This is a genomic window from Streptomyces sp. TLI_185 (genome assembly GCF_003814765.1).
In the GTDB taxonomy this organism is placed as follows: domain Bacteria; phylum Actinomycetota; class Actinomycetes; order Streptomycetales; family Streptomycetaceae; genus Streptomyces.
Map to the genome: position 1 here is coordinate 7,141,702 of NZ_RKRB01000001.1, position 24,913 is coordinate 7,166,614.

The 24,913-nt window shown below is 71.2% G+C and carries 22 protein-coding genes and 2 tRNA genes; 13 read left to right on the top strand and 11 right to left on the bottom strand.

Annotated features, from left to right (window positions below):
- Nucleotides 1–16 precede the first annotated feature (16 nt).
- Both EDD92_RS33080 and EDD92_RS33085 read left to right on the top strand, forming a co-directional pair.
- Nucleotides 17–88, top strand: a tRNA-Gln gene (locus EDD92_RS33080).
- Between the two features lie 43 nt (nt 89–131).
- Nucleotides 132–204 (top strand) — tRNA-Glu (locus EDD92_RS33085).
- A gap of 53 nt (nt 205–257) precedes the next feature.
- On the opposite strand, the gene EDD92_RS33090 is transcribed toward EDD92_RS33085, so the two are convergent.
- Nucleotides 258–905 (bottom strand): MerR family transcriptional regulator, encoded by a 648-nt coding sequence (locus EDD92_RS33090; protein WP_123967703.1) that lies wholly within the window; start codon nt 903–905, stop codon nt 258–260.
- 89 nt (nt 906–994) lie between these two features.
- Here EDD92_RS33090 and EDD92_RS33095 point away from each other — a divergent pair, with 89 nt between their 5' ends.
- Nucleotides 995–1,528 (top strand): DUF4188 domain-containing protein, encoded by a 534-nt coding sequence (locus tag EDD92_RS33095; protein ID WP_123967704.1) that lies wholly within the window; start codon nt 995–997, stop codon nt 1,526–1,528.
- Nucleotides 1,529–1,612: 84 nt separating this feature from the next.
- Here EDD92_RS33095 and ndgR read toward each other — a convergent pair whose 3' ends face one another.
- A complete protein-coding gene (gene ndgR, locus EDD92_RS33100; RefSeq protein WP_007384919.1) occupies nt 1,613–2,329 on the bottom strand; it encodes an IclR family transcriptional regulator NdgR in 717 nt (238 codons plus the stop codon).
- A 188-nt stretch (nt 2,330–2,517) separates the two neighbouring features.
- Between ndgR and leuC the strand changes: the two genes are divergently transcribed.
- The 4 genes from leuC (at nt 2,518) to EDD92_RS33120 (ending at nt 5,825) form a co-directional block, all read left to right on the top strand.
- Nucleotides 2,518–3,948 carry a 3-isopropylmalate dehydratase large subunit gene (leuC, locus tag EDD92_RS33105; RefSeq protein WP_123967705.1) on the top strand — a complete coding sequence of 477 codons (1,431 nt, stop codon included), beginning with the start codon at nt 2,518–2,520 and terminating at the stop codon, nt 3,946–3,948.
- A 5-nt stretch (nt 3,949–3,953) separates the two neighbouring features.
- Nucleotides 3,954–4,547 carry a 3-isopropylmalate dehydratase small subunit gene (gene leuD / locus EDD92_RS33110; protein ID WP_123967706.1) on the top strand — a complete coding sequence of 198 codons (594 nt, stop codon included), beginning with the start codon at nt 3,954–3,956 and terminating at the stop codon, nt 4,545–4,547.
- 265 nt (nt 4,548–4,812) lie between these two features.
- A complete protein-coding gene (locus EDD92_RS33115; RefSeq protein WP_099931534.1) occupies nt 4,813–5,043 on the top strand; it encodes a hypothetical protein in 231 nt (76 codons plus the stop codon).
- Nucleotides 5,044–5,180: 137 nt separating this feature from the next.
- Nucleotides 5,181–5,825 carry an HU family DNA-binding protein gene (locus EDD92_RS33120; protein ID WP_030943039.1) on the top strand — a complete coding sequence of 215 codons (645 nt, stop codon included), beginning with the start codon at nt 5,181–5,183 and terminating at the stop codon, nt 5,823–5,825.
- Between the two features lie 80 nt (nt 5,826–5,905).
- Here the strand turns inward: EDD92_RS33120 and EDD92_RS33125 are convergent, their stop codons facing one another.
- A complete protein-coding gene (locus tag EDD92_RS33125; protein WP_123967707.1) occupies nt 5,906–6,109 on the bottom strand; it encodes a hypothetical protein in 204 nt (67 codons plus the stop codon).
- Between the two features lie 227 nt (nt 6,110–6,336).
- Nucleotides 6,337–6,975 carry a 2-phospho-L-lactate guanylyltransferase gene (cofC, locus tag EDD92_RS33130; protein WP_123967708.1) on the bottom strand — a complete coding sequence of 213 codons (639 nt, stop codon included), beginning with the start codon at nt 6,973–6,975 and terminating at the stop codon, nt 6,337–6,339.
- Between the two features lie 156 nt (nt 6,976–7,131).
- On the opposite strand from cofC, the gene EDD92_RS33135 reads away from it, so the two are divergent.
- The 3 genes from EDD92_RS33135 to EDD92_RS33145 are packed head-to-tail and all read left to right on the top strand — an operon-like array spanning nt 7,132 to nt 10,138.
- Nucleotides 7,132–7,914 (top strand): 1-acyl-sn-glycerol-3-phosphate acyltransferase, encoded by a 783-nt coding sequence (locus EDD92_RS33135; protein WP_123967709.1) that lies wholly within the window; start codon nt 7,132–7,134, stop codon nt 7,912–7,914.
- Nucleotides 7,911–8,921 (top strand): NAD(P)H-dependent glycerol-3-phosphate dehydrogenase, encoded by a 1,011-nt coding sequence (locus tag EDD92_RS33140; protein WP_123967710.1) that lies wholly within the window; start codon nt 7,911–7,913, stop codon nt 8,919–8,921. Before EDD92_RS33135 ends, EDD92_RS33140 begins: the two co-directional genes overlap by 4 nt.
- A 59-nt stretch (nt 8,922–8,980) precedes the next feature.
- Entirely contained in the window at nt 8,981–10,138 is a 1,158-nt protein-coding gene (locus tag EDD92_RS33145) for a D-alanine--D-alanine ligase family protein (RefSeq protein WP_123967711.1), read from the top strand.
- 109 nt (nt 10,139–10,247) lie between these two features.
- On the opposite strand, the gene EDD92_RS33150 is transcribed toward EDD92_RS33145, so the two are convergent.
- Together EDD92_RS33150 and EDD92_RS33155 are read right to left on the bottom strand one after the other, a co-directional pair.
- A complete protein-coding gene (locus EDD92_RS33150) occupies nt 10,248–10,730 on the bottom strand; it encodes a DUF3515 domain-containing protein (protein ID WP_123967712.1) in 483 nt (160 codons plus the stop codon).
- A gap of 20 nt (nt 10,731–10,750) precedes the next feature.
- Nucleotides 10,751–10,984 (bottom strand): Lrp/AsnC family transcriptional regulator, encoded by a 234-nt coding sequence (locus EDD92_RS33155; RefSeq protein WP_003997603.1) that lies wholly within the window; start codon nt 10,982–10,984, stop codon nt 10,751–10,753.
- A gap of 206 nt (nt 10,985–11,190) precedes the next feature.
- On the opposite strand from EDD92_RS33155, the gene EDD92_RS33160 reads away from it, so the two are divergent.
- Together EDD92_RS33160 and thiD are read left to right on the top strand one after the other, a co-directional pair.
- Nucleotides 11,191–12,156, top strand: a complete 966-nt coding sequence (locus EDD92_RS33160) for a thiamine-phosphate kinase (protein ID WP_030943058.1) — start codon at nt 11,191–11,193, stop codon at nt 12,154–12,156.
- Nucleotides 12,153–12,959, top strand: a complete 807-nt coding sequence (thiD, locus tag EDD92_RS33165) for a bifunctional hydroxymethylpyrimidine kinase/phosphomethylpyrimidine kinase (protein WP_123967713.1) — start codon at nt 12,153–12,155, stop codon at nt 12,957–12,959. Before EDD92_RS33160 ends, thiD begins: the two co-directional genes overlap by 4 nt.
- On the opposite strand, the gene EDD92_RS33170 is transcribed toward thiD, so the two are convergent.
- From EDD92_RS33170 to rpmB, 3 genes are all read right to left on the bottom strand, one after another.
- Nucleotides 12,934–14,136: an FAD-dependent monooxygenase gene (locus EDD92_RS33170; RefSeq protein ID WP_185124206.1), complete on the bottom strand. Its 1,203-nt coding sequence runs from the start codon at nt 14,134–14,136 to the stop codon at nt 12,934–12,936. The genes thiD and EDD92_RS33170 overlap by 26 nt on opposite strands.
- Nucleotides 14,137–14,171: 35 nt before the next feature.
- On the bottom strand, nt 14,172–17,174 hold the full coding sequence (locus tag EDD92_RS33175; RefSeq protein ID WP_123967715.1) for a BTAD domain-containing putative transcriptional regulator: 3,003 nt from the start codon (nt 17,172–17,174) through the stop codon (nt 14,172–14,174).
- A 124-nt stretch (nt 17,175–17,298) separates the two neighbouring features.
- Nucleotides 17,299–17,484 carry a 50S ribosomal protein L28 gene (rpmB, locus tag EDD92_RS33180; RefSeq protein ID WP_123967716.1) on the bottom strand — a complete coding sequence of 62 codons (186 nt, stop codon included), beginning with the start codon at nt 17,482–17,484 and terminating at the stop codon, nt 17,299–17,301.
- Nucleotides 17,485–17,739: 255 nt separating this feature from the next.
- On the opposite strand from rpmB, the gene EDD92_RS33185 reads away from it, so the two are divergent.
- The gene (locus EDD92_RS33185; protein ID WP_123967717.1) at nt 17,740–19,437 is read left to right on the top strand and encodes a DAK2 domain-containing protein; all 1,698 of its coding nucleotides are present in this window, start codon (nt 17,740–17,742) and stop codon (nt 19,435–19,437) included.
- Between the two features lie 559 nt (nt 19,438–19,996).
- Here EDD92_RS33185 and EDD92_RS33190 read toward each other — a convergent pair.
- On the bottom strand, nt 19,997–22,927 hold the full coding sequence (locus tag EDD92_RS33190) for a tetratricopeptide repeat protein (RefSeq protein WP_123967718.1): 2,931 nt from the start codon (nt 22,925–22,927) through the stop codon (nt 19,997–19,999).
- The gene (locus EDD92_RS33195) at nt 22,927–24,774 is read right to left on the bottom strand and encodes an HSP90 family protein (RefSeq protein WP_123967719.1); all 1,848 of its coding nucleotides are present in this window, start codon (nt 24,772–24,774) and stop codon (nt 22,927–22,929) included. The genes EDD92_RS33190 and EDD92_RS33195 overlap by 1 nt, the downstream gene beginning before the upstream one ends.
- Between the last annotated feature and the right edge of the window lie 139 nt (nt 24,775–24,913).

Here is a 24,913-nt window from a genome sequence, read left to right on the forward strand (position 1 = left end):
CTGGTCTAAACCACATTGGTCTATGGTGTAATTGGCAGCACGACTGATTCTGGTTCAGTTAGTCTTGGTTCGAGTCCAGGTAGACCAGCTCGGATCTGCGGCGGTGTAAGTCAAACGCTTGCAAGATCCTCGCCCCCGTTGTGTAGCGGCCTAGCACGCCGCCCTCTCAAGGCGGTAGCGCCGGTTCGAATCCGGTCGGGGGTACACCAGGAAGGCCCTTCGCTTCGGCGGGGGGCCTTCGTCGTGCCCGGTGACGGCTACTCGAGGCCGTACCGCCGCGTCGTCTCCTCCTCCTGGGCCAGTCGGTGCAGTGCCTGGAGCACCGGCTCGTTGAGGATCGCCCCCAGGATCGCGAACTCGATCTGCTCCTCCTGCTGCGAGGAGTGCGCCTCCATGTTGTCCAGGTCGAGGACGGCCGTCCGGTACATCAACTCGGCGTACGGCGTGAGCAGTTCGGTCCCGAAGTCGTAGCCGAGCCGGCGCAGCGCCGCCACTCCCACCACCAGTGAGCGGTAGGCGGGGGAGAGGGACGTCAGCCGCTTGGCGTTCTGCCAGCCGAGCTGGTCCAGGAGTGCGGTGACCTCCTGGTGTGCGGCCTGGACGAACTCGTCGTCCGCGTCCGGCTCCGGCACCTGCGGCAACGCCCAGACCGCGGCGCCGAGGCGGATCGCCCGCGGCAGGGAGTCGTCGTCGACATGCCCCAGCACCTCCCGGACCGTCGCCACCGGCACCCGGCCCACCTGGATCATCGCCCGCACCAGCCGCAGCCGGCGCAGATGCTCCTCGTCGTACTCGGCCGTAGTGGCGTTGATCTGGTGGCCCGGCGGCAACAGGCCTTCGCGCAGGTAGTACTTGATCGTCGCGGTGGACACCCCACTGCGCTCGCTGAGCTCAGCCAGCCGCATCTCTTGCGCCTCTCCTTGGGAAGTGTCACTATCCAAGCACCGAACAGAAGGATAGCGTCGCTATCCGACGAGGGAACCAGGGGACCGCCATGTTCGCGAAGCCGGTACGAGGTCGCACGACCGCGGATGCGGAAGGTGATGTGGTGGTCCTGCTCATCGGCATGCGCGTGAACCACTTCTGGGCGGTGCACCAGTGGCTGCCGGTCATGCTGGCGATGTTCCGCATGCTTGGGGAGCTTGCGCGGAACCATGACCGGGGGCTGCTGGGGCGTGTGATGCTGACGGCCTCGCCGCGGACGTACTACATCGTCCAGTACTGGGAGTCCAAGGAGAAGCTGTACACCTACGCGCACTCGCCGCAGATGTTCCACCACCGGGCCTGGTCGATCTTCAACGGCAAGGAACGTGCAGGGAAGGCGCACGGTCATGTGGGGCTGTGGCACGAGGCGTACGTGGTGCCCGAGGGGTCGTACGAGGCCATCTACTTCGACATGCCGGCCTTCGGGCTCGCCGGTGCGCACGGGCAGGTGCCGCTGGAGAAGCGGGGGCGCTACGCGAAGGACCGGTTCGCACACCGGTCGGCGGCCGGGGCCGAGCAGAAGGCGGCCGAGAAGACCGGGTGACCAGGGGGGATCGGGGGAGCGGGGAGGGCCTGCCGCGGCGTTGAGGCGGGCTCTCCTCGCTGACGTTTCCCTGCGTCCCGGGGGTCAGCCCGTGCGGCGCAGCGCCTCGGAGAGGCGGGCGGCGGCGTCGATGACCGCCTGGGCGTGCATACGGCCCGGGTGGCGCGTCAGGCGCTCGATGGGACCGGAGACGGACACGGCGGCCACCACGCGGTTGGACGGGCCGCGTACGGGTGCGGAGACGGACGCGACGCCCGGCTCGCGCTCGCCGATGGACTGGGCCCAGCCGCGGCGCCGTACGCCCGAGAGGGCGGTGGCCGTGAAGCGGGCGCCCTGCAGGCCGCGGTGCAGGCGCTCGGGCTCCTCCCAGGCCATCAGGATCTGCGCCGAGGAACCGGCCTTCATCGTGAGCGTCGAGCCGACCGGGACGGTGTCCCGCAGTCCGGACAGGCGCTCGGCCGCGGCGACGCAGATGCGCATGTCGCCCTGGCGGCGGTAGAGCTGGGCGCTCTCGCCCGTGATGTCCCGCAGATGCGTGAGCACCGGGCCCGCCGTCGCGAGGAGGCGGTCCTCGCCGGCGGCCGCAGCCAGCTCCGCCAGGCGCGGGCCGAGAATGAAACGGCCCTGCATGTCGCGTGCCACCATACGGTGGTGCTCCAGGGCCACGGCCAGTCTGTGGGCCGTCGGTCGTGCCAGTCCGGTGGCCGCCACCAGTCCCGCGAGGGTGGCCGGACCGGACTCCAGGGCGCTGAGGACAAGGGCTGCCTTGTCCAGAACGCCCACGCCGCTGCTGTTGTCCATGAAACGATACTCACGTCTCACTCTGTGAAACGCAAGTTCCTTTTTTCGTGAGACGCGCAACCCTTGTATGCACAGCGGCCCGCTGACCGAACGGGCCGGATGACGGATGCCCGTGAATTGGGGCCGGGTGCCGTCTCCTCAAGATCTCTAGTTGGGCCGGTGGACGTTTGCCGGCCGGAGGGAAAGCGATGGGTAGGACACTCGCGGAGAAGGTCTGGGACGACCATGTCGTCCGGCGCGCCGAGGGCGAGCCCGACCTCCTCTTCATCGATCTCCACCTCCTGCACGAGGTGACCAGCCCGCAGGCCTTCGACGGCCTGCGTCAGAACGGCCGCCCGGTGCGCCGTCTCGACCTCACCATCGCGACCGAGGACCACAACACCCCGACCCTCGACATCGACAAGCCGATCGCGGACCCGGTCTCCCGGGCCCAGCTGGAGACGCTGCGCAAGAACTGCGCCGAGTTCGGCGTCCGGCTGCACCCGCTGGGCGACGTAGAGCAGGGCGTCGTGCACGTCGTCGGCCCGCAGCTGGGTCTGACCCAGCCCGGTATGACGGTCGTGTGCGGTGACTCCCACACCTCCACGCACGGCGCGTTCGGTGCGCTGGCGTTCGGCATCGGCACCTCGCAGGTCGAGCACGTGCTGGCCACCCAGACGCTGCCGCTGGCCCGTCCGAAGACCATGGCGATCACGGTCGACGGCGAACTGCCCGAGGGTGTCACGGCCAAGGACCTGATCCTGGCGATCATCGCCAAGATCGGTACGGGCGGCGGCCAGGGCTACATCCTGGAGTACCGCGGCTCCGCCATCGAGAAGCTCTCGATGGAGGCCCGCATGACCATCTGCAACATGTCGATCGAGGCCGGTGCCCGCGCGGGCATGATCGCCCCCGACGAGACCACCTTCGAGTACATCAAGGGCCGCGCCCACGCCCCCGAGGGCGAGGACTGGGACGCCGCCGTCGCGTACTGGAAGACGCTGAAGACGGACGAGGGCGCCGAGTTCGACGCCGAGGTCGTCATCGACGCCGCGTCGCTGTCGCCGTTCGTCACCTGGGGCACCAACCCCGGCCAGGGCGCGCCGCTTTCGGCGTCCGTCCCCGACCCGGCTTCGTACGAAGACGCTTCGGAGCGCCTCGCCGCCGAAAAGGCCCTGGAATACATGGGGTTGGAGGCCGGACAGGCGCTGCGCTCCATCAAGGTGGACACCGTCTTCGTAGGCTCCTGCACCAATGGCCGCATCGAGGACCTGCGCGCCGCCGCCGAGATCGTCAAGGACCGCAAAGTCGCCGACGGCGTACGGATGCTGGTCGTCCCGGGCTCCGCGCGGGTCGGTCTGCAGGCCGTCTCCGAGGGTCTGGACGTCGTCTTCAAGGAGGCCGGCGCCGAATGGCGGCACGCGGGCTGCTCGATGTGCCTCGGCATGAACCCCGACCAGCTGGCCCCGGGTGAGCGCTCCGCGTCCACCTCCAACCGCAACTTCGAGGGCCGGCAGGGCAAGGGCGGTCGTACGCACCTGGTGTCGCCGCAGGTCGCCGCCGCGACGGCGGTCCTGGGCCACCTGGCCTCCCCGGCCGACCTGTCCGACGCCGAGACCCGTACGCCCGCTGGAGTCTGAGAGTCATGGAAGCATTCACCACGCACACCGGCCGGGCCGTCCCGCTGCGCCGCTCCAACGTCGACACCGACCAGATCATCCCTGCTCACTGGCTCAAGAAGGTCACGCGGGACGGTTTCGAGGACGGGCTGTTCGAGGCCTGGCGCAAGGACGAGAACTTCATCCTCAACCGCCCCGAGCGGCAGGGCGCCACGGTCCTGGTCGCCGGCCCCGACTTCGGCACCGGCTCCTCCCGTGAGCACGCGGTGTGGGCGCTGCAGAACTACGGCTTCAAAGCCGTGATCTCGTCCCGCTTCGCCGACATCTTCCGCGGCAACTCGCTGAAGAACGGCCTGCTCACGGTCGTTCTGGAGCAGAAGATCGTGGACGCGCTGCAGGAGCTCACGGAGCGGGACCCGCAGGCCGAGATCACCGTCGACCTGGAGGCCCGCGAGGTGCGCGCCGAGGGCGTCACCGCCTCCTTCGAGCTGGACGAGAACTCCCGCTGGCGGCTGCTGAACGGGCTGGACGACATCTCCATCACCCTCTCGAACGAGGCCGACATCGCCGCGTACGAGGCCAAGCGCCCGTCGTACAAGCCGCGGACGCTCAAGGTCTGATCCGGAGCCCCTGAGCAGGTCGGGTTTCGGCCACCTGAACGCCCCCTCTGTACCCCCGATCAGCCCGATCGGGGGTACAGCTGTGTCCGGGCCCGAACGGACTCGGGGGCACTCGCGCTTGTTCCCAACTTCCCACGTTACGACGGTTGTTGCCGGGGTAGCCGAGCTGTGTAGGCGTGACTTCCGCCGGAGCCCGGAAGGCCGTTTGAGGCATCAGTTGCGACCCCCGCAGGCGACAACTCGCCCCAGATGGCACAATCTGTGCATGGAACACGACGGCCAACTCGAGCTCTATGCGGCAGTCGCGGACCAACTGAAGGAAGCGCACTCAAGGGTGCGCGCACTGCAAGTCCCGGAGGGCGTACGGATGGCGCTGACCCGGAAGCTGCTGGTCATTACGGCCGCGGCCAAGCACGATCTCGCCGACGCGGCAAGGCGTCTGGAGGCGTTCACCATGGACCTCGACGAGGGTCGATTCCCCGAAGAGGACCGCTGAACGCGTTCGAGACAGCCGAGTTCGTTGCGGCGCACGGGTGATTAGCCCGTTTCGTGTTTGATTTGCGGTATATATCTGCCTAACGTGCGAAAAAGCTTGAACACTTTCGTTCTGGCAATGTCTCCGAAGGGGAAGACGTGAACAAGGCGCAGCTCGTAGAAGCGATTGCCGACAAGCTGGGCGGCCGCCAGCAGGCCGCCGAGGCTGTCGACGCGGTCCTGGACGCCATCGTCCGCGCGACCGTCGCCGGGGACCGGGTCTCGGTCACCGGCTTCGGCTCGTTCGAGAAGGTCGACCGTCCGGCCCGCTACGCCCGCAACCCGCAGACCGGCGAGCGGGTTCGGGTCAAGAAGACCTCCGTTCCGCGCTTCCGTGCGGGCCAGGGCTTCAAGGACCTGGTGAGCGGCTCGAAGAAGCTCCCGCGCGGCGGCGAGGTCGCCGTCAAGAAGGCGCCCAAGGGCAGCCTGACCGGTGGCGCTGCGGCGACCGTGAAGAAGGCGGCCGCCAAGAAGACCACCAAGGCGGCAGCCGCCAAGAAGACCACGGCGAAGAAGACGACGGCCAAGAAGACGACGCCCGCCGCCAAGAAGACGACCGCGAAGAAGACGACGGCCAAGAAGACCACGGGCGCCGCCAAGACCACCGCGGCGAAGAAGACCACGGCCAAGAAGGCGACCGCCAAGAAGGCCCCGGCGAAGAAGGCGACGGCCAAGAAGGCCCCCGCCAAGAAGTCGACGGCTCGCAAGACCACCGCCAAGACGGCCACGGCCCGCAAGAGGTAAGAGGTAAGGGCACAGGGGCACTCACGCGCCGGGCCGGACTCCGCATCGGAGTCCGGCCCGCGGCGTGTTCGGGTCCCGCGTCAGAGGGTTTGCAGCGTCACCAGGGTGATCCGGAGGCTGTCCTTGGTGCCCTCCGTCTCGATACGGACCCGTTGCCCGGGGCGCAGCAGCCGCAGGCCGCCCGCGTCGAACGCCGGTGCGTCGAAGGGCACGGGGGTGCCGTCGTCCAGCAGCACGCTGCCGGTTCGGGTGTCGGCGTCGTACGTGTATGCGGTGGCTTGCATGACGGCCAGCCTAGTGCCTGCGGCGGCTCGTTGTCGGGGTGCGGTTGTCTGCCGACTGTGGATGCGTTGTGGCTGGTCGCGCCCACTCGGAGGAGCCGCAAACCGATACAGCCCCGCGCCCCTGTGGGGCGCTCAGCTCAGCCTGCGGGCGATCGTGCCGCTGGGGCGGCGCCCGTCCCGCAGAAGGCGGCACCTCTAAGCCGGCAGCGCCCAGCCGCACCGGCACTTTAGGTCCCGGGAATCAGCAAACCCGCCGAAACGGCCGCCGTGTACGGCCCGACCCCCAGCGCCAGCGCCGCCCGCAAGTCGTCGCCCGTGTCCACGTCCTGCCGTACGGAATCCACGTCCCCGGGCGCGAGCTCCACGGCCCCGGACGCCCGATGCCGGGCGCGGGAATCCGGGCCGAATGCCGGAAGCAATTCCTGGGCGGAGCTTGCGGCCAGCAGAGTCGTGCCGATTGCGGCCGCGTCGGCGAGGAAAGCGCGGGGGAATTCCGCGGCCGCGTCCAGGACGCGGGACAATTCCAGCGGGCGTAGCGCCGGGAGATCGGCGTTCAGGGCTGCAACGGGGCTTGCGGGACGTGCGGCGCGTACGGCCGTCACTCCGTGCGTCAGGGCCGCGTTGAGGCCACCCCGGGGCTCGTCGGGGACGATCCGGGCGCCCAGCGCGGTGAGCTCGCGGCCGGCCAGGGCGTCGTCCGTGACGACCGCCACATCCCCGACCGCCGGGCAGGCCAGCGCGGCCGCCACGGTGTCCTGGGCGAAGGCGAGGGCGAGGCCGGGGCGCAGCCCGTCGCCGGCGGTGTCCGAGAGCCTGCTCTTGGCGCGCGTCAGGGGTTTCAGGGGTATGACCAAGGTCCACAGCACCGGCGTTCCGTCCCTCTCTTGTCGCGGCCATTGTCACTCAGCCGTCACCTGGACCATCTGGCGGTCGCGTCGTCGGGGCGTACCGTGTTCTCGACAGACCGGCGGCCTGGGGCGACACTTGTGCGGCCCCCCAAGGCCCTAGAGGAAGGTGTCCGCGTGCCCCGCCGCAGAATCGGCTTCTGGTACCGCTTCGCAGCGGTGCTCTGCAAACCGCCACTGGTGGTTCTGATCAAGCGGGACTGGCGCGGAATGGAGCACATTCCGGCCGACGGCGGATTTATCACCGTGGTGAACCACAATTCGCATGTGGACCCCTTCGCGTATGCGCACTATCAGTACAACACCGGACGGGTTCCGCGATTCCTGGCGAAGAGCGGCCTTTTCAAGAAGGGATTCGTCGGTGCCGCGATGCGCGGCACCGGACAGATCCCCGTCTACCGCGAGACCACGGACGCGCTGAGCGCATTCCGCGCCGCGATCGCCGCCGTGGAGCGCGGTGAGTGCGTCGCGTTCTACCCGGAGGGCACCATCACCCGGGATCCCGCACAGTGGCCCATGACCGGCAAGACGGGTGCCGCGCGCGTCGCCCTCACCACCAAGTGCCCGGTGATTCCCGTCGCTCAGTGGGGCGCCAACGAGCTGCTGCCGCCGTACGCCAAGAAGCCCAGCCTGCGCCCGCGCAAGACCCATCACGTGCTCGCAGGGCCGCCCGTCGATCTCTCGCGCTTCTACGACAAGGAGATGACCCCGGACCTCCTGAAGGAGGCGACCGAGGTCATCATGGCCGCCATCACCCGCCAGCTGGAGGAGATCCGCGGCGAGAAGGCGCCCGAGACGCCGTACGACCCGCGCCGCGAGCGGATCGAGCAGCGGCGCAGGACGCACGAGCAGAAGCAGGTCCAGGAGAGGGCCGAGCAGGAAGAGGGGCAGGGTACGTGAGCAAGCCCGTCAAGGCGGCCGTCTTCGGCACCGGTTCGTGGGGCACCGCCTTCGCCATGGTGCTCGCCGACGCGGGGTGCGACGTCACTCTGTGGGGCCGGCGAGCCGAACTCGCGGATGCGGTCAACTCCACGCGTACGAACCCCGACTACCTTCCCGGTGTCGAACTTCCGGACAACGTACGGGCGACGGCGGACGCCGCCGAGGCCGCCCGCGGCGCCGACTTCACCGTCCTCGCGATCCCCTCGCAGACGCTGCGCGGCAACCTCGCCGAATGGGCGCCGCTGCTCGCGCCCGGCACGACCCTCGTCTCCCTCATGAAGGGCGTCGAACTCGGCTCCGCCATGCGGATGAGCGAGGTGATCGAGGACGTCGCCAAGGTGGGTGCCGACCGTATCGCCGTCGTCACCGGTCCCAACCTCGCGCGTGAGATCGCCGCCCGGATGCCGGCCGCCGCCGTCGTCGCCTGCACCGACGAGGCGGTCGCCCAGCGGCTCCAGGCCGCCTGCCACACGCCGTACTTCCGGCCGTACACGAACACGGACGTGGTCGGCTGCGAACTGGGCGGTGCCGTCAAGAACGTGATCGGCCTCGCCGTCGGCATCGCGGACGGCATGGGCCTCGGCGACAACGCCAAGGGCTCGCTCATCACGCGCGGCCTCGCCGAGACCACCCGGCTCGGCGTCGCGCTGGGCGCCGACCCGCTGACGTTCTCCGGACTCGCGGGCCTGGGCGACCTGGTGGCGACCTGCTCCTCGCCGCTGTCGCGCAACCACACCTTCGGCACCAACCTCGGCAAGGGCATGACCCTGCAGGAGACCATCGCGGTCACCAAGCAGACCGCCGAGGGCGTCAAGTCCTGTGAGTCCGTGGCGGATCTGGCCCGCCGGCACGGCGTGGAGATGCCCATCACCGAGACCGTCGTGGACATCGTGCACGAGGGCAAGCCTCCCGTGGTCGCCCTCAAGGAGCTGATGTCGCGCAGCGCGAAGCCCGAACGACGCTGAGCGAACCTCCTGAGTCGACGCTGTATCGAGGCTCTACCAACGGGTACGCTCAACGCGATATGAGCACCGAGAACCTCCCCCAGAGCCCTGAGCAGCCGCCTCGCAAGCCGCGCGTGGCCGTCGTGTTCGGCGGGCGCAGCTCCGAACACGGGATCTCCGTGGTCACCGCCGGCGCCGTCCTGCGAGCCATCGACCGGACCAAGTACGACGTCCTGCCGATCGGCATCACGCGGGAAGGCCGCTGGGCCCTCACCGCCGACGAGCCCGAACGCATGGCGATCACCGACCGCCGTACGCCCGAGGTGGAGGACGTGGCCGAGTCGGGCGAGGGCGGCGTGGTGCTCCCCCTCGACCCCGGCAACCGCGAAGTCGTCGTCAGCGAGCCCGGATCGGTGCCCAAGGCGCTCGGCGAGGTCGACGTCGTCTTCCCCGTCCTGCACGGCCCGTACGGTGAGGACGGCACCCTGCAGGGCCTGCTGGAGCTCTCCGGCGTCCCGTACGTGGGTTCGGGCGTGCTCGCCTCGGCCGTCGGCCAGGACAAGGAGTACATGAAGCGGGTGTTCACCTCCTTCGGGCTCAAGGTGGGCCCCTACGTGGTGATCCGGCCGCGCGAATGGGAGCAGGACGAGTCGGCCGCCCGCAAGAAGATCGTCGACTTCGCCGGCGAGCACGGCTGGCCGCTCTTCGTGAAGCCCGCGCGCGCGGGTTCGTCGATCGGCATCACCAAGGTCGACGACATCGCCGGCCTGGGCGACGCGATCGCGGAGGCCCAGCGGCACGACCCGAAGATCCTCGTGGAGGCGGCGCTGCGCGGCCGCGAGATCGAGTGCGGGGTGCTGGAGTTCGCGGACGGTCCGCGGGCGAGCGTGCCCTCTGAGATCCCGCCGCCGGACACGCACGCGTACTACGACTTCGAGGCGAAGTACATCGACTCGACCCCGGGGATCGTGCCGGCGCCGCTGACGCCCGAGGAGACCGCCGAGGTGCAGCGGCTCGCGGTGGATGCCTTCGAGGCCGCGTCCTGCGAGGGCCTGGTGCGTGCGGACTTCTTCCTCACCGAGGAGGGCGAGTTCGTGATCAACGAGATCAACACCATGCCCGGCATGACCCCGATCTCGATGTACCCGCAGATGTGGGCGGCGAGTGGCATCAGCTATCCCGAGCTGGTGGACAAACTCATCCAGGCGGCACTGCGCAGGTCAACGGGCCTGCGCTGAAGCGCCCCGTCAGGGGCGCGGGTCTGTGTCGATATGCGGCCACCGCCGCGTGGGCGCGAGGAACCACACACGACTTGCAGTCGACGAGTGACCGATCCAGTCACGGCGACTAGTCGGCAATACCCGTCGGCACCGATTTCTTGATGGCAGGCGCCAGATCAACCAACGGCGCCATGCCATCGCCGCTCCGCCCCGCAGGGATCCTCACCTCGACATACGCCTTCCGCAGCGTCGTCGTGAACCGGAACGATCCGTCGTTCTGCTTCTCCAGCAACCAGCCCACGCCGTTCACCTCGACCCCGTCGGCCTCCGGGTCACTCATCTTCGCGGGCCGCGCAACACCACAGCGCAGTATGATCGCCGCGTTCCCCCAGCCCGCGGTCAGCGTGGACGCGGGTGTGGGATCCCGGCGATCCTGACCGTCGACCTTGGCAGGCAGCGCCTTGTCCAGTTTCTGGCACAGCGCGGTGACCTTCGTGCCCGGACTGGGAACCGCAGCCCGGGCACCGCCGTCTGCTGATGAGCAGCCTGCCGCGGTGATCAGCAGGGCGAGCACGGGCAGACCGATGAGCCGGCGGCGCAAGAACTTCACCGGCCAAGCGTAGACGGGGGCTACAGATGGACGACCGGGCAGGTCAGGGTACGGGTGATGCCGTCCACTTGCTGGACCTTCGCGACCACCATGCGGCCGAGGTCGTCCACGGTGTCGGCCTGGGCCCGCACGATCACGTCATAAGGTCCTGTCACGTCCTCGGCCTGGATGACTCCAGGGATCTTGCTGATCGTCTCGGCGACGGTCGACGCTTTGCCGACCTCCGTCTGGATCAGGATGTACGCCTGTACCACGGAACCTCCAGGGCGGCCACGAGGATCATGTGGGGAAAAGGAACGCCACGGTATCGCGTCGCCGCTCGCCGCGGGGAGACCCGCGGAGGCCGGGGCTTGCGCGCCGGGGTGCGGGCACGGCAAAGGTTGACGGTCATCTCGACCGTATCGAGGACACTGATGACGCGCGACCGGGCACGGCCAGGGACAGAAGGGGAGCAAGGGCAATGAAGGGCACTGTTGGTGAGCTCGGGGAGTTCGGGCTCATCAGGGAGCTCACCTCCCGTCTCACCACCACCCCGGCGGTCCGGGTCGGCCCCGGCGACGACGCCGCGGTGGTGGCCGCACCCGACCGACGGGTCGTGGCCAGCACCGACATCCTCCTTGAGGGACGGCACTTCCGCCGCGACTGGTCCACCGCCTACGACGTCGGACGTAAGGCCGCTGCGCAGAACCTCGCGGACATCGCCGCCATGGGTGCCGTACCGACCGCACTGCTGCTCGGACTGGTGGTGCCCGCCGAACTCCCGGTGACCTGGCCGAGCGAGCTGATGGACGGCATCCGCGACGAGTGCCAGGTCGCGGGCGCCTCCGTGGTCGGCGGGGATGTCGTACGAGGCGACACGATCGTGGTGTCGATCACCGCGCTCGGTGATCTGCGCAACCAGGAGCCGATCACCCGGGGCGGCGCCCAGCCCGGGGACCTGGTGGCGGTGACCGGCTGGCTGGGCTGGTCGGCCGCCGGTTACGCGGTGCTCTCCCGGGGCTTCCGTTCGCCCCGCGCTTTCGTGGAGGCGCATCGGCGCCCCGAGCCGCCGTACCACGCGGGTCCCGCGGCCGCGGGGCTCGGCGCGACCGCGATGTGCGACGTCAGCGACGGACTCATCGCCGACCTCGGGCACATCGCCGAGGCCAGCAAGGTCCGTATCGACATCCGCTCCGGCGCGATCGACATCCCGTCCCAGATGAACGACATCGGGCAGGCAGTCGGCGTCGACCCCATGCAGTGGGTGCTGACCGGGGGGGAGGACCACGCGATCGTGGCGACCTTCCCGCCGGACGTGAAACTGCCGGCTCGCTGGAAGGTGATCGGCGAGGTGCTCAACCCCTCGGCGCTGCCCCAGGTGACGGTCGACGGGGCGCCGTGGACCAGCAAGGGCGGCTGGGACCACTTCGGGGACATCGAGTCATGAGCGCCCCGCCCAGGGTGCTGACGGTCGCGGGCTCCGATTCCGGCGGCGGGGCCGGGATCCAGGCCGACTTGAAGACGATGCTCGCGCTCGGCGTGCACGGCATGAGCGTCGTCACGGCGGTCACCGCGCAGAACTCCCTCGGCGTGCAGGGGGCTTGGGAGCTGCCGGTGGACGCCGTGCGGGCCCAGTACCGGAGTGTGGTCGACGACATCGGCGTACAGGCGGTCAAGACCGGGATGCTGGCCTCGGCCGAACTCGTGGAGACGGTCGCCGAGTTGATCGCAGCGACCGATGCTCCCGCGGTCGTCGACCCGGTCGGCATCTCGAAGCACGGCGACTCGCTGCTGGCGGCCTCCGCGCTGGACTCCGTACGGACGAAGCTGCTGCCCGCGGCGACCCTCGCGACGCCGAACCTCGACGAGGTGGCCCAACTCGCCGGTGTGCACGTCGAGTCGGAGTCGGATCTGCGCGAGGCCGCTGGGGCCGTGCTGTCGTACGGGCCGAGCTGGGTGCTCATCAAGGGCGGTCATCTGCCCGGTGACGCCGTCGACCTGCTCACCGACGGCTCCGAGGAGCACTGGCTGCGCGCTCCCCGGCACGACAACCGGCACACGCACGGAACGGGCTGCACCCTCGCGTCGGCGATCGCGTCGCAGCTCGCGAAGGGGCAGTCCGTGCCGCAGTCCGTGGCGGCGGCCAAGGAGTACGTCACCGGGGCGATCGCGGCCGGGTTCGCCCTCGGCGGCGGGATCGGGCCCGTGGACCACGGGTGGGCGCTCAGTAGGGGTATTCCCTCAGCTTGATGTCCGTGGCCGCCTTCTCGGTCAGCTTCTTGAAGAAGCGGGCCAGGGGGCGGGAGGCGAGGACCCGGTACATGCGGTCCCGGCTGCGGATACGGCGCTCGGTCGGCGGGGCGAAGAACGGGCCCGCGTTCCCGGAGATCTTCTGGCAGCCCTTGGCGAAGTCCCGGATCCGGGTCTCGTACTCGGCGAAGGCGGTGCGGAAATCGCCGCCCGCGAGCGCGAGTTCACCGGCGAGGACATACGAGCCGACGATCGCCACGCCCGTGCCCATGCCACCCATGGTCGCCCCGTAACCGGCGTCCCCGAGCAGTGCCACACGCCCCTTCGTGAGGCGGTCGACATGGATCTGGGCGATCGCGTCGAAGTACAGGTCGTCGGCCTCATCGAGGGCCTTGAGGACGTCCGGGACCTCCCAGCCCATCCCGTCGAACCGCTCCATGAGGATGCGCTTCTGCGCCGCGACGTCCCGGCGGTCGTACGACAACTCCTCGGACCGGAAGACCAGCAGCGCGCCCGCGCGGTCCGGGTCGCCGTCGTAGTTGGCGACGACGATCGCGCGGCCGGGTTCGCTGTAGACGCGGCCGGTGCGGTCCAGGCCAAGGTGGTTGGGGATGTCGAAGCCGGCCACGTAGTGGTCGAAGAAGCGCAGGTAGCGGGACTCGTCACCGAAGGTGAGACGGCGGGTGTGGGAGTGCAGGCCGTCCGCACCGACGACGAGGTCGAAGCGGCGGGGAGCACCCCGCTCGAAGGTGACGTCGACACCCTGCGAGTCCTCAGTGAGGGAGGCGATCGAGTCGTCGAAGACGTACTCGACCTCGTCCTTCGTGCGCTCGTACATGAGCTGCGCGAGGTCGCCGCGGAAGATCTCCACGTCACCGCTCATCAGCTCCGCGGGCAGGTCCACGCGCGGGTTGCCGTCCGCGTCGACGACGGTCTGCCGGCCCATGTGGGTCTGCCGGGCGTGGATCTCGTCCCAGATGCCCATCGAGGTGAGGACCGTGCGGTGGACGTGGCCGCGGAAGTCGACCGCGAAGCCGCCGCCGCGCAGCTCCGGGGCCTTCTCGACGACGGTCACGCGGGCGCCGAGGCGGGCCAGGTTGAGGGCGAGGGCGGGGCCGGCGACGCTCGCGCCGGAGACCAGGACGGTGAGGTGACTGAGGCTCTGTGTCTTCGTCATGTGCAGCAGCCTCGGGGGAGCCGCTGACCGTCCTCCTACCGTTCGCTGACCGCCGCTGACCGCAGCCTCCGGCCCTCCTCGAAGGCCGTCTCGTACGCCTGCGGTGACAGCTGCGCGCGGACTTCCTTCTCGGTGCGTACGACGTCCGGGTCGCCCCCGGCAGCGGCGCCCCGCAGGCCCGTCGCCGCGCCGAGCAGGACGGCGGCCCGCTCGGCGGTGTCGGCGACGGACGCCAACGCCTCGGCCGTCTCGGAGAGTATGAAGTTGCCCGGCCCCTCGACGGAGAGTTCGGCGGCCTGCCCGAACCAGTCGCGAGCCTCCTCGGTCCGCCCCTCGGCGGCGGCCGTGCGGCCGAACCCGATGAGGATGCGGACGGTCTCGCCGACGCTGAACCAGTTGGCGGCGCAGGCCTCCAAGGCGTTCTCGTAGTGCACGCGTGCGCGTGCCGTGTCCCCGGACAGCCGGGCCGCGTCACCGAGGCCGCGCCGGGCGCCCGCCATCTTGTCGGGCAGACCGGCGACGCGTGCGAGTGACAGTGCCTGCTCGAAGTGGGCCTCGGCGCCGGCCGTGTCGCCCTGGTGCAGCAGTACGGTGCCACGGGTACGCAGCAGATCGGCGGTCTCCTCCGGAGCCGCCACCTCGCGCATGTACGCCAGCCCCTCGTCGAGCAGCTCCAGGGCGCGCCGTGAGTCCCCGCGCGCGTGGGCGAACGCGCCGAGCGGGTCGAGGCAGTTGGCCATCCCCCAGCGGTCGCCCGTCACCCGGAACGCATCCAGCGCCCGGACGAAGCACTCCTCGGACTCCCGTGTCCGGCCCGCGTACAGCTCCTGGAAGCCCAGGCCCACATCGAGCAGCGCACGCGCCCAGGGGTCGTCGCCGGCCAGGGCGAGGGCCCGCGCGTTGCCCTCCGGCCGGGGGCCGACCACCAGGGACCACAGCATCAGGACGTACGGCAGCCGCAAGGGGCCTTCGCAGGTGGCCATGAGGGCGTCCACGCGCGCGACGAGCTCCTCGCGGCCGACCGCGTGATCGCCCTCGCCCAGGAGCACGTTGACCGCACACAGCACGTACTCCTCCGTCAGCCCCGGTGGCGGGACGTCCCCCACGACGGTCAGCAACGCGCGGGCCGCCGCCACCTGTTCGCCGTGCAGGCCGCGCAGCCGCCAGAAGCCGGAGAGGACGGCCGTCAGGCGCAGGGCGTCCTCGGGGCCGTGGCGCACGAGATGGCGGAGCGCCGCGTCCAGGTTGCCGTGCTCGGCGGACAGCCGGTCCAGCCAGGGCAGTTGACCGCCGCCGCGCAGACGCGGCTCCGCCCGCTCGGCGAGCCGCAGGAAGTACCCGGCGTGCGCGTCCTTCAGGCTGTCCGGGTCCGGCACGCCCTCGGCGGCGAACGCGCGGATGGTCTCCAGCATCCGGTAACGCCCCTCGGACACCTCCAGGAACGACTTCTCCACCAGGGACGCCAGCACGTCCTCCGGATACGGCAGCCCGCACACCGCCTCGACGGCGTCCAGCGTCGCGCCCCCGGAGAACACCGTCAGCAGCCGCGCCAGCTCCCGCTCCTCCTCGTCCAGCAGCCCCCAGCTCCACTCCACGACGGCCCGCAGGGTGCGGTGCCGGGGCGCCTTGGAGCGATCGCCCCGGGAGAGCAGACGGAACCGGTCGTCCAGCCGCTCGGCCAGCTCCTCGGGGGTCAGCGTGCGCAGCCGGGCCGCCGCCAGCTCGATGGCGAGGGGGAGTCCGTCGAGGGCGGCACAGATGTCGCCCACGCGCGCGTGGCCGTCGAAACCCGGGCGCACGGCCCGCGCACGATCGAGGAAGAGCCGGACCGCGGGTTCCGGCTGCAACGGCGGTACGGGGACCAGGGTCTCGCCGGTGATGCCGAGGGACTCACGGCTGGTGGCGAGCACACGGACCCCTGGGCAGGTGGCGAGGAGCAGCGCCGTCAGCCGGGCCGCGTCCTCCACGAGATGCTCGCAGTTGTCGAGCACAAGGAGAAGCTCGCGGTCCTCCAGAGCGGACAGAAGCCGGTCCGTGCTGTCGGTCGTGGGCGTGCGGAAACCTTCACGCACACCCAGGGCGGTCAGGACGGCGTACGGGATCTGCTTGCCGTCGGTGAGAGGAGCGAGCTCCACGAAGCAGACTTCCGGCTGCTGCTGCGCCGCCTCGATCGCCAGGCGGGTCTTGCCCGCACCGCCGGGTCCGGTGAGCGTGACCAGGCGGGAGTCGGTCAGCAGCGCTGCGATCCGGGTGAGTTCGCCCTCGCGGCCGACGAAACGGGTGAGCTGGGCCGGGAAGCGGCGCCGCTCGGGTTCGCCGCCCTGGAGCAGCTCCAGGTGCAGCGCGGACAGCTCGGGCGAGGGGTCGGCGCCCAGTTCGTCGGCGAGTGTGCGCCGCGCCTCCTCGTACACCGTGAGCGCCTCGGCGGGCCGCCCGCCCGCGTGCAGGGCCCGCATCAGCTGACCGTACAGCCGCTCGCTCAGCGGCTGGTCCGCCAGCAGCGCCCGCAGCTCCGGTACGAGTTCCGGGCCGCCGCCGAGCGCCAGGTCCGCCTCGATCCGGTCCTGCACGGCGGCCAGCCTGAGCTCCTCGAGCCGGGCGGTCTCGGCGTGCGCGTCCGGGAGGTCGGGCAGTGCCGGGCCGCGCCACAGGGCGAGCGCCTCCCGGAGCAGGGGCGCCGCGCGCGCGTGGTCACCGGCGGCGAGAGCGGCCCGCCCCTCCTGGGACAACCGCTCGAAACGGTGGGCGTCGACGGAGTCGGCCGAGGCGGCGACGCGATAACCGCCGGGCCCCGCATCGATGTCCGTGTGCGGGGCCAGGCGCCGCCGTAGACGGGAGATCTGCGACTGGAGGGCGCCCGCGGCCCCGGCGGGCGGCTCGGCGCCGTACAGGCCGTCGGTGAGGCGCTGTGTGGAGACCGCGCGGCCGGCGTCCAGCAGCAGCAGGGTGAGCAGCGCGCGAGGGCGGGGGCCGCCGGGGTCCAACGGGGTGCCGTCGTCTGTGCGTACGTCCAGAGGGCCCAGGATGCCGAAGCGCATTCGCAAGATTCTGGCAGCACACCGGGTATCCGGGCACGGCCTTTTGGCACAGCAAAAAGCCGGTCCACCGAGGTGGACCGGCTCAGAGCAGCGAACCAGCAGTGGCCGCGCGCTTAGCTGTGCGTCAGCGCGAGACCTTGCCGGCCTTGATGCACGAGGTGCAGGCGTTCAGGCGCTTCGGCGTCCCGCCGACCACGGTACGCACACGCTGGATGTTGGGGTTCCAGCGACGGGACGTACGGCGGTGCGAAAACGAGACGCTGTTGCCGAAGCCCGGCCCCTTGCCGCAGACGTCGCAGTTGGCAGCCACGGGTCACTCCAAAGACTTCAGATGCACTTACGGTTGGATCCCGGCGGGCCGGGATCGAGATCGCAGGATCAGAGATCTGAGTGGCGCTGCCAGGAGATTGGCCCGATCGGGATCGGGCAACCGGAGCAGCATACAACGACTGCGCCAGTACAACGAAACTACCATGGCTGATCAGGGCCCCGCTCCCGGCCCTCTTCCGGTGGTCACCCGCTCTGGGTCTACGCTGCGTCCAGTCCAGATCCTGAGGAGGCGCAGGTGGCGCAGGTGCCGCAGACATTCTTCGATGCTCTCGCGGTGCGCACCTGGTGCGGCCTCGCGCTCGAGGCGCTCGGCCGCGCGCGCGAGGAGATCGACGCGATCAATGTCTACCCCGTGGCCGATGGGGACACGGGCACCAACCTCTATCTGACCGTGGAGTCCGCCGTCGGGGCGGTCGAGGCCGTCTTCGCGGGCCATGAGATGGGCGCCGAGGTGTCAGGAAAGCCTTCACTGGCCGACGCCGTGCGCGCGATGGCGCACGGGGCGCTGATAGGGGCCCAGGGGAACTCCGGGACGATCCTCGCCCAGCTCCTGCGCGGCATGGCGCAGGTGCTGGCCGCCGACGGTGAGACGCCTCACACCGACGGCTCCGGTCTCCGGCTCGCCCTGCGGCACGCGGCCGACTCCGCCCGCCAGGCCGTCGCGCACCCCGTCGAGGGCACGGTCCTGTCGGTCGCCTCCGCCGCCGCTGATGCGGCCACGGGAGCGGAGGGCGACTGCGGGGCGGTGGCACGGGCGGCCTATGAGGGAGCGCGCGCCGCGCTGGCCGCGACCCCGGGGCAGCTGGCCGTGCTGGGGCGGGCCGGAGTGGTCGACGCCGGCGGGCGGGGGCTGGTGGCGGTGCTAGCGGCGCTGGTGGAGACGTTCACGGGGGAGGCGCCGGCGGCCCTCGCGCTTTCCGGCGGGCACGCGCGCGTGCAGACCGATACGGCCGCCGCCGAGAACACGCTCGTCGCCGAGGACTGTGTCCTCCCTCCTCTGGAGGAGGGAGGCCCCGCCTTCGAGGTGATCTACCTGCTGGAGGCCGAGGACGCGGCCGTGGACCGGCTGCGGGCACGCCTCGACACCCTCGGGGACTCGCTCGTCGTGGTCGGCGGCGACGGACTGTGGAACGTGCACGTGCACGTGGACGACGCGGGCGCCGCCGTGGAGGCGGGCGTCGAGGCGGGGCGGCCGTACCGGATCCGGATCACCCACTTCGGCGCCGGCGACGTGCACACCACCGGCGGGCAGCGGCCCGCCAGGGAGCAGGTCCAGCGGGCGGTCGTGGCCGTCGTGCCGGGCGAGGGGCTGGCCGGGCTGTACACCGAGGCCGGCGCGACCACCGTGCTCGCGCGCCCGGGGGAGCCGCCTGCGAGCGGTGAGCTCGTCGACGCCGTACGGCGCGCCCACGCGCGCGAGGTCGTGCTGCTGCCCAACGACGCCGACCTGCGCCACACCGCCGCCGCGGCGGCCGAGCAGGCCCGGGTCGAGGGCATCCGGGTGGCCCTGATCCCGACCCGCTCCGCGGTCCAGGGGATCGCCGCGCTCGCCGTGCACGAGCCGGAGCGCCGCTTCGACGAGGACGTCGTGTCGATGACCTCGGCGGCAGGCGCGACCCGCTACGCCGAGGTCGCCGTCGCCGAGCGCCAGTCCTGGACCATGGCGGGAATCTGCCAGGCCGGGGACGTCCTCGGCCTCATCGACGGCGACGTGGCCGTGATCGGCACCGACGTCACGCTCACCGCCGAAACCGTCCTTGACCGCATGCTCCAGGCCGGCGGCGAACTGGTCACCCTCGTCCTGGGTGACGAGGCTCCCGACTCCGTCGCCGACCGCCTGGAGACACGCGTCCGCGAGTCGTACCTCGCCGTCGACACGGTGGTGTACCGGGGCGGCCGCCAGGGCGCCCTCCTACTGATCGGCGTCGAATAGCGCCTCGACGCCGTCCACGCTCGGCCTCTGCCGGCCCTGTACGGCTCTTACAGTCCTGACCTCGGCCGACTCGGGCTGCAGGCCTCGGCCGACGGAGAGTTTCTGACCTCTGCGGCTTCTCTGCTGCGGGCCTGGCCGGTTCGGGCTTCATGGTCCTCTCGGGCCGGGGGCCTGTGTGGTTCGTCCGTTATTGGTCCTGGCCCGCTTGGGTTTCCTGGTCCCGGTCGGACCGGGGCGTGTGGCCTGTGCGGTTCGTCCGCTGCTGGTCCTGGGCGGCTCGGGTTCCTGGTTTCGGCCGGTGGCGGAACTTCTGGCCCCTGCGACTCTTCCGCAGCTGCTCTCAGTGGGCCCGAGCCTGCTGCTCCATGTCGGGCGGGCCGGAGCTTCTGACCACAGGGTGGTTCGGCCGTTCCTGACCCCGGCCGGCCCGGGGCTCGTCGTCTTGGCCGTCCGCCGTCCGCCGTCCGGGTTCCTGGCATTCCGGCCTTCCGGTCTCCCGGGCTTCCGGTCTGCCGGTCTGCCGGTCTGCCGGGCTTTCGGTCTCCGCCGGCCTCCCCCCTCAGCCCGCCCCCTGCTCCTCCACCACCTGCAGCATCTGTTCCGCCTCCGCCTTTCGGTCCTGTGCCGTCTCGTCCTCGTCGCCTGCGCCGTCGTATGCGGCGAGGACCGCGCGTGCGCGTGCCGCTGCTCGGGTGGGGCGGGTGAGGTCGGCCTCCAGCCAGCCTGCGGCGAGTTCGGCGCCGGTGCGGCTGTCCAGGGCGTCGCCGCCGAGGGAGGCGAACACTGCGATCGCCTCGGTGACCTGGGACAGGGCGTCCTCGAGTGCCGCCCGGATCGAGTCGTCGTCGGCGTCCTCCGTGGCGGAGCGGGCGAGCAGGTCGCCGAACTGGCGGTGGGTATGGCCGAGTTCGGCGATGAGCCGCTGCCGGGCCTCCTCGTCGGTGCCGACGGTGCCCACCGCCGCCTCGCACTCCCGCACCGCGCCCGCCATCAGCTCCCGTGCCGCGTCCGTTCCGTCCTCCGCGCGCAGCGCGAGCCAGGCACGGGCGCGCAGGGAGCGTACGAGGCCGTGGACGTTGCCGAGCGAGCGCCACAGTTCACCCGCGCGCGCATACGCATGGTCCGCCTCGGCGGGCAGCCCCGCCGCTCCGAGGGACTCTGCGGCGAGGTGGGCGAGCGTGGCGTGGTCGTGCTGCTCGGGCCAGTGGCGGGCGATCTCGGCGGCCTGCAGGCGCCGTTCGGCCGCCGCGCGGTGCTCGCCGAGTTCGCTCAGACAGTCGCCGAGCCACCACTGCGTCTGGACGACGGCACCGTCCCCGTGCGTCTCGGCACTCAGGTCGGGCAGCGCCGACTCCAGCACCTCCGCCGCCTCGGCCCACCGCTCCTGCCGCAGCAGGAACCCGCCGAGCTGCTGCCGCGCCCAGGCGCCGAGCGTCGGGCCCTCGCCCGCCTCGTCGGCCCAGTGCGCCGCCTCGAGGGCATGCTCGGCGGCCTCCACGGACAGCCCCCGGCCGCCCAGCACCTCGGCGAGCTGCAGGTGCAGCTGGGCCCGCCCGACCGCCTCCAGATGCGCCCCGCCGTGCTCCAGGGCCGCCCGCAGTGCCCGTTCCGCCCCCGAGATGTCGCCCAGGTGATGCGCCAGGCCGGCCAGCCGTGCCTCGTACTCCACCGCGAACCACGGCAGCCCGGCCTTGACGAACCCGGCCGTGGCCCGCCCGAACAGCTCCACGGCCGTCTCCAGGTCACCGCCGCGCACCGCCAGCTCCGCGAGCATGGCCTGAGCCTCGGCCTCCCGCGAGGCGATCCGCACATCGTCCCCGGTGTACCCGCCGACCAGCGCGAGCAGTTCACGTACGGCGCTCTCGGCGTCGGCGAGAACCGTTTCCTCAGCCGGCTCGCCTCCCTCCTGCACCCGCCGCATCAGGATCCGCGCCCGTCCCATCAGCACGGACGCCGTCTGCCGTACGCCGGTGGCGTCGTCGGCGTACAGCGCCAGGACCTGGTCGTACGGCTCGGCGACCGCCGCCAGCGCTTCGTCCACCCGGCCGGACAGAGCGCGTACGTAGGCCGCACGCGTGCGTGCCGCCAGTGCCTCACCGGGGTCGCCGGCCTCCGCGTACAACTCGGCGGCCCGTTCGAAGAGTGCGGCGCCCTCCGGGCCCCGGTCCATCGCCTCGTGGTCCGCGATCTCCGCGCGGTCACGGGCGTCCAGCTCGACGCCCTCGGCGGCACGCGAGACGGCCGCCCAGGCGTCCATGGCGTTCGGCTGGAGGGTGTGCGAGAGCCGGCGTGCCTCGGCCAGCAGGGCGGCCAGGTCCGGCACGTCCGCAGTCGCGGCGGCAGGCGCCGCCACCGAAGGCGCGGAGACCGGGCGACGCGTCGCCCGCACCCCGAGCGGCAGCCGCTCGACCAGCGGTCGCTGCGCCATACGCGCGCGTGCCCGCTCGCTGACGTACGAGTTGCCGTTGCGCTCGTCGAAACGCGCGGCCAGGGCGAGCGCCTCGGCACGCGCGTGCGTGCCGAGTTCGCGCGCCGTCCACGTCCGGCCGGCCGGTCCGGGCACCTCACGGTCGACCGGCCCCGCCTCGCCCAGCCGCTCCATGAGCAGCGCCACCACGCTCAGGAAGTCCAGCCTGCTGCGCGGATGCCCGGTGTCCGTGAAGTACGCCGGCCGCTCCGCGAGCAGTTCCAGGCCACGCGCCTCGTTGCCGGTCAGCGCGCAGAATTCCACGTGGTCCGCGTACGCGCCCCGCATGCTCTCCATGCCCCGTACCAGCCGGAAGCCCCGCAGATGGTGTGCACGCGCCTCGTCCGTGCGGCCCAGTCGCAGCAGGGGCACCAGGGACGACGCCAGCACCGTGTGCGGCTCGTGCGCGCACGTGAACTCGCCCTCCAGGACCGGCCGCCACAGCAGCAGCGCCTCCGCGTCCCTCCCCTGCTCCGCCTGCCACCAGCCCTGCCCGTGCAGCTCGCACGCATGGCAGTCGGCCATGCTGTCCCGGTCGGCGGCCAGCCACGCGGCGTACGCCCGCTCCGCGCGCGCGATGTCCCCGATGTGGGCGGCCACGCTGAACTCGGCACTGCGCACGGCCCGTTCAGAGTGCCCGGCGAGCCGGTAGCGGTGCTCCATCTCGCCCAGCCACTTCTCGATCGAGGCGAGCGGCACATGCGGCTGGTCGAGCATGCCGGACGACATCCACTTGAAGACCCAGTGCAGCGAGTGCACCTCGTACTCGTCGAAGTCCCCGGGCCGCTCGTCCCACATGCGCAGCAGACGCGCGAAGGGGACGAACATCTTGTCCTTCTCGGAGCTGTAGTTGTAGACCTTCAGCTGATGCCCGAGCGCCTCGATCACGGCGAGCGGGATTCCCAGCTTCTCGGCATCGGCGAGCAGCTGCTCCGCGCGCGCGTTGCGGGCCGGGCCCTCCGGCCGTTCGGAGTTCTCCGCCATCGCGCGGCGCAGGGAGTCGAAGTCCGTGATCCCGCTCATCAGTTGCCGTCCTCCCCGTGGGTCGCCCATTCCAGCAGGCCGATGAACGCCCGGTTCAGCAGCGCCGTGTCCGCCGGCCGCAGCGGGCGCTGCGCCATGAGCAGTGCCTGCCCGTACAGGGACTCGGTGGCGGTGCCGATCAGTTCCGGGTCGCCGAGCGAACTGATCCGCCGGATCAGCGGGCTGAGGTGGTTGAGCACGAGACGCGCGCGTGGGGCGCTGCCGCGGAGCGACCCCAGGATGCCCGCCCAGAGGTCGTCGGCCTGTTCCTCGGCCTCGGCGCGGGCCTGTTCATGGCGGGCCGCCCGGTCGTCCAGGTGCAGGGCGGGAACGGAGAGCGGGTGGAAGGCCCGCAGGACCACATCGCACCCCAGGGGGTCGAGTTTCGCCCGCGCGGCCGCCAGGAAGCCGGACAGGGCCAGCTCCTCGGCCGGGTCCACCGCGTCCAGATGCGCGGTCACCGTGTCGGCATCCAACTCCGCGACCACCGTCCCGGGCCGCACCGACGGCAGCGCCTCGACCAGCTCGCTGTCGTACGTGTAACCGCCGTTGATCACCCCGACGCCCTGCGCGGACGCGATCGGCGCGACCTGCCGGTACTCCTCCACGGTCCGCGTGAAGTGCACCACCGGGTGCCGCTGCGCGAACTCCTCCAGGGACAGCTGCCCGTCGGTGGTCTCGAAGGGCAGCCACGGCAGCATCGTGCGCAGCATCTCCTTGTCGTGCCGCGCCAGGGACTTCACGCCCAGGTGGTGCACCGACAGGAAGGCCGCCAGCCGTTCCGGATCACCGGCTGCAAGCCCGGTCAGCCAGGACCGGATCCTTGTACCCAGCGCCTCCCGCACGGCCGCCAGCGTCTCGTCCTCGTACAGCGACTCGCGCGAGGCCGTGGGCCGCAGACTGTCGGTGTCCAGCACGCACCGCACGAAGAACGCCCAGTCCGGCAGCAGCTGTTCGGCCCGCTCGGTCAGCAGCATGCCCTTCAGATGCACCCGATGCGTCGCCCGCTGGGCGGGGCTCACGGCCGAAGGCAGGACGTACGCCACACCGCGGATCCCGGCGAGCGGCACGTTCAGCTCGATCGAGTCGAGCGGGGTGAAGCCGAACAGATCGTGACAGTGCCGTGCCAGGGCCACCCGCCGGTTGGCCGGGGAGGGGTACGACCGGTCCCAGGGCGCCGGGAGGTCGGTGACCGCCTCGTCGCCGACCCGGACGTCGTACGGCAGCAGTGACCCGAAGTCCCGCGCCAGGGTGAGCACCCGCTCGGGCGCGAGCCACTCGCCGGCCCCCGCCCGCGCCACCAGGTGCACGGTGGTGCCCGGTTCGGCCCGGGCCTCCTGGGGCAGCGTCCGCACGGTGTACGAACCGTCGTCGCTCGCCGTCCACTCCACGACAGCCGCGTCCGGCGTACGGGCGCTGCGGCTGACGACCCGGATCCGCTCGGCGACCACGAAGCAGGCCAGCAGTCCGATGCCGAACTGCCCGAGGAAGTCCGAGCGGACCTCCTGGATCCCGTCGGCGATCCCGTCGGTCCGCTTCGAACTGCGCCCGATGGTGGCCAACAGGGTGTGCACGTCCGCCTCGGTGAGCCCCACTCCCGTGTCCTCGACACGCAGGGCACCGGTCTGCGTGTACAGCCGCACCCGCGCCGGCGCGTCGGGCTGCTCCGCGCGCCGGGCGGTGATGGCGTCCACGGCGTTCTGCAGCAGCTCCCGCAGATAGACCTTGGGACTGGAGTAGAGGTGATGGGAGAGCAGATCCACCAGCCCGCGCAGGTCGACCTGGAACGTATGAGGCGGCTGGGGTGACTGGGACGGCTGGGATGACTTCGAGGTCTGGGAGTCCATCGTCGCAGCGCCGGTGGGGGGAGGTTCGCGACGGCGCGGGGTCGGGCGGTCCCTGGTGGGGCGGTGACCGCGGGGGATGGCCGGAGCGCGCCATCCTAAGGCCGGAACGAGCCGTCTGACCAGGGGTTTCGCGGGACGT

Bases quoted from the DNA above. Each gene is read 5' to 3' on its own strand.
- EDD92_RS33090 (WP_123967703.1), bottom strand. From the start codon at position 905: ATGCGGCTGGCTGAGCTCAGCGAGCGCAGTGGGGTGTCCACCGCGACG.
- EDD92_RS33095 (WP_123967704.1), top strand. From the start codon at position 995: ATGTTCGCGAAGCCGGTACGAGGTCGCACGACCGCGGATGCGGAAGGT.
- ndgR (WP_007384919.1), bottom strand. From the start codon at position 2,329: ATGGACAACAGCAGCGGCGTGGGCGTTCTGGACAAGGCAGCCCTTGTC.
- leuC (WP_123967705.1), top strand. From the start codon at position 2,518: ATGGGTAGGACACTCGCGGAGAAGGTCTGGGACGACCATGTCGTCCGG.
- leuD (WP_123967706.1), top strand. From the start codon at position 3,954: ATGGAAGCATTCACCACGCACACCGGCCGGGCCGTCCCGCTGCGCCGC.
- EDD92_RS33115 (WP_099931534.1), top strand. From the start codon at position 4,813: ATGGAACACGACGGCCAACTCGAGCTCTATGCGGCAGTCGCGGACCAA.
- EDD92_RS33125 (WP_123967707.1), bottom strand. From the start codon at position 6,109: ATGCAAGCCACCGCATACACGTACGACGCCGACACCCGAACCGGCAGC.
- EDD92_RS33145 (WP_123967711.1), top strand. From the start codon at position 8,981: ATGAGCACCGAGAACCTCCCCCAGAGCCCTGAGCAGCCGCCTCGCAAG.
- EDD92_RS33160 (WP_030943058.1), top strand. From the start codon at position 11,191: ATGAAGGGCACTGTTGGTGAGCTCGGGGAGTTCGGGCTCATCAGGGAG.
- thiD (WP_123967713.1), top strand. From the start codon at position 12,153: ATGAGCGCCCCGCCCAGGGTGCTGACGGTCGCGGGCTCCGATTCCGGC.
- EDD92_RS33170 (WP_185124206.1), bottom strand. From the start codon at position 14,136: ATGACGAAGACACAGAGCCTCAGTCACCTCACCGTCCTGGTCTCCGGC.
- EDD92_RS33175 (WP_123967715.1), bottom strand. From the start codon at position 17,174: ATGCGCTTCGGCATCCTGGGCCCTCTGGACGTACGCACAGACGACGGC.
- EDD92_RS33190 (WP_123967718.1), bottom strand. From the start codon at position 22,927: ATGAGCGGGATCACGGACTTCGACTCCCTGCGCCGCGCGATGGCGGAG.
- EDD92_RS33195 (WP_123967719.1), bottom strand. From the start codon at position 24,774: ATGGACTCCCAGACCTCGAAGTCATCCCAGCCGTCCCAGTCACCCCAG.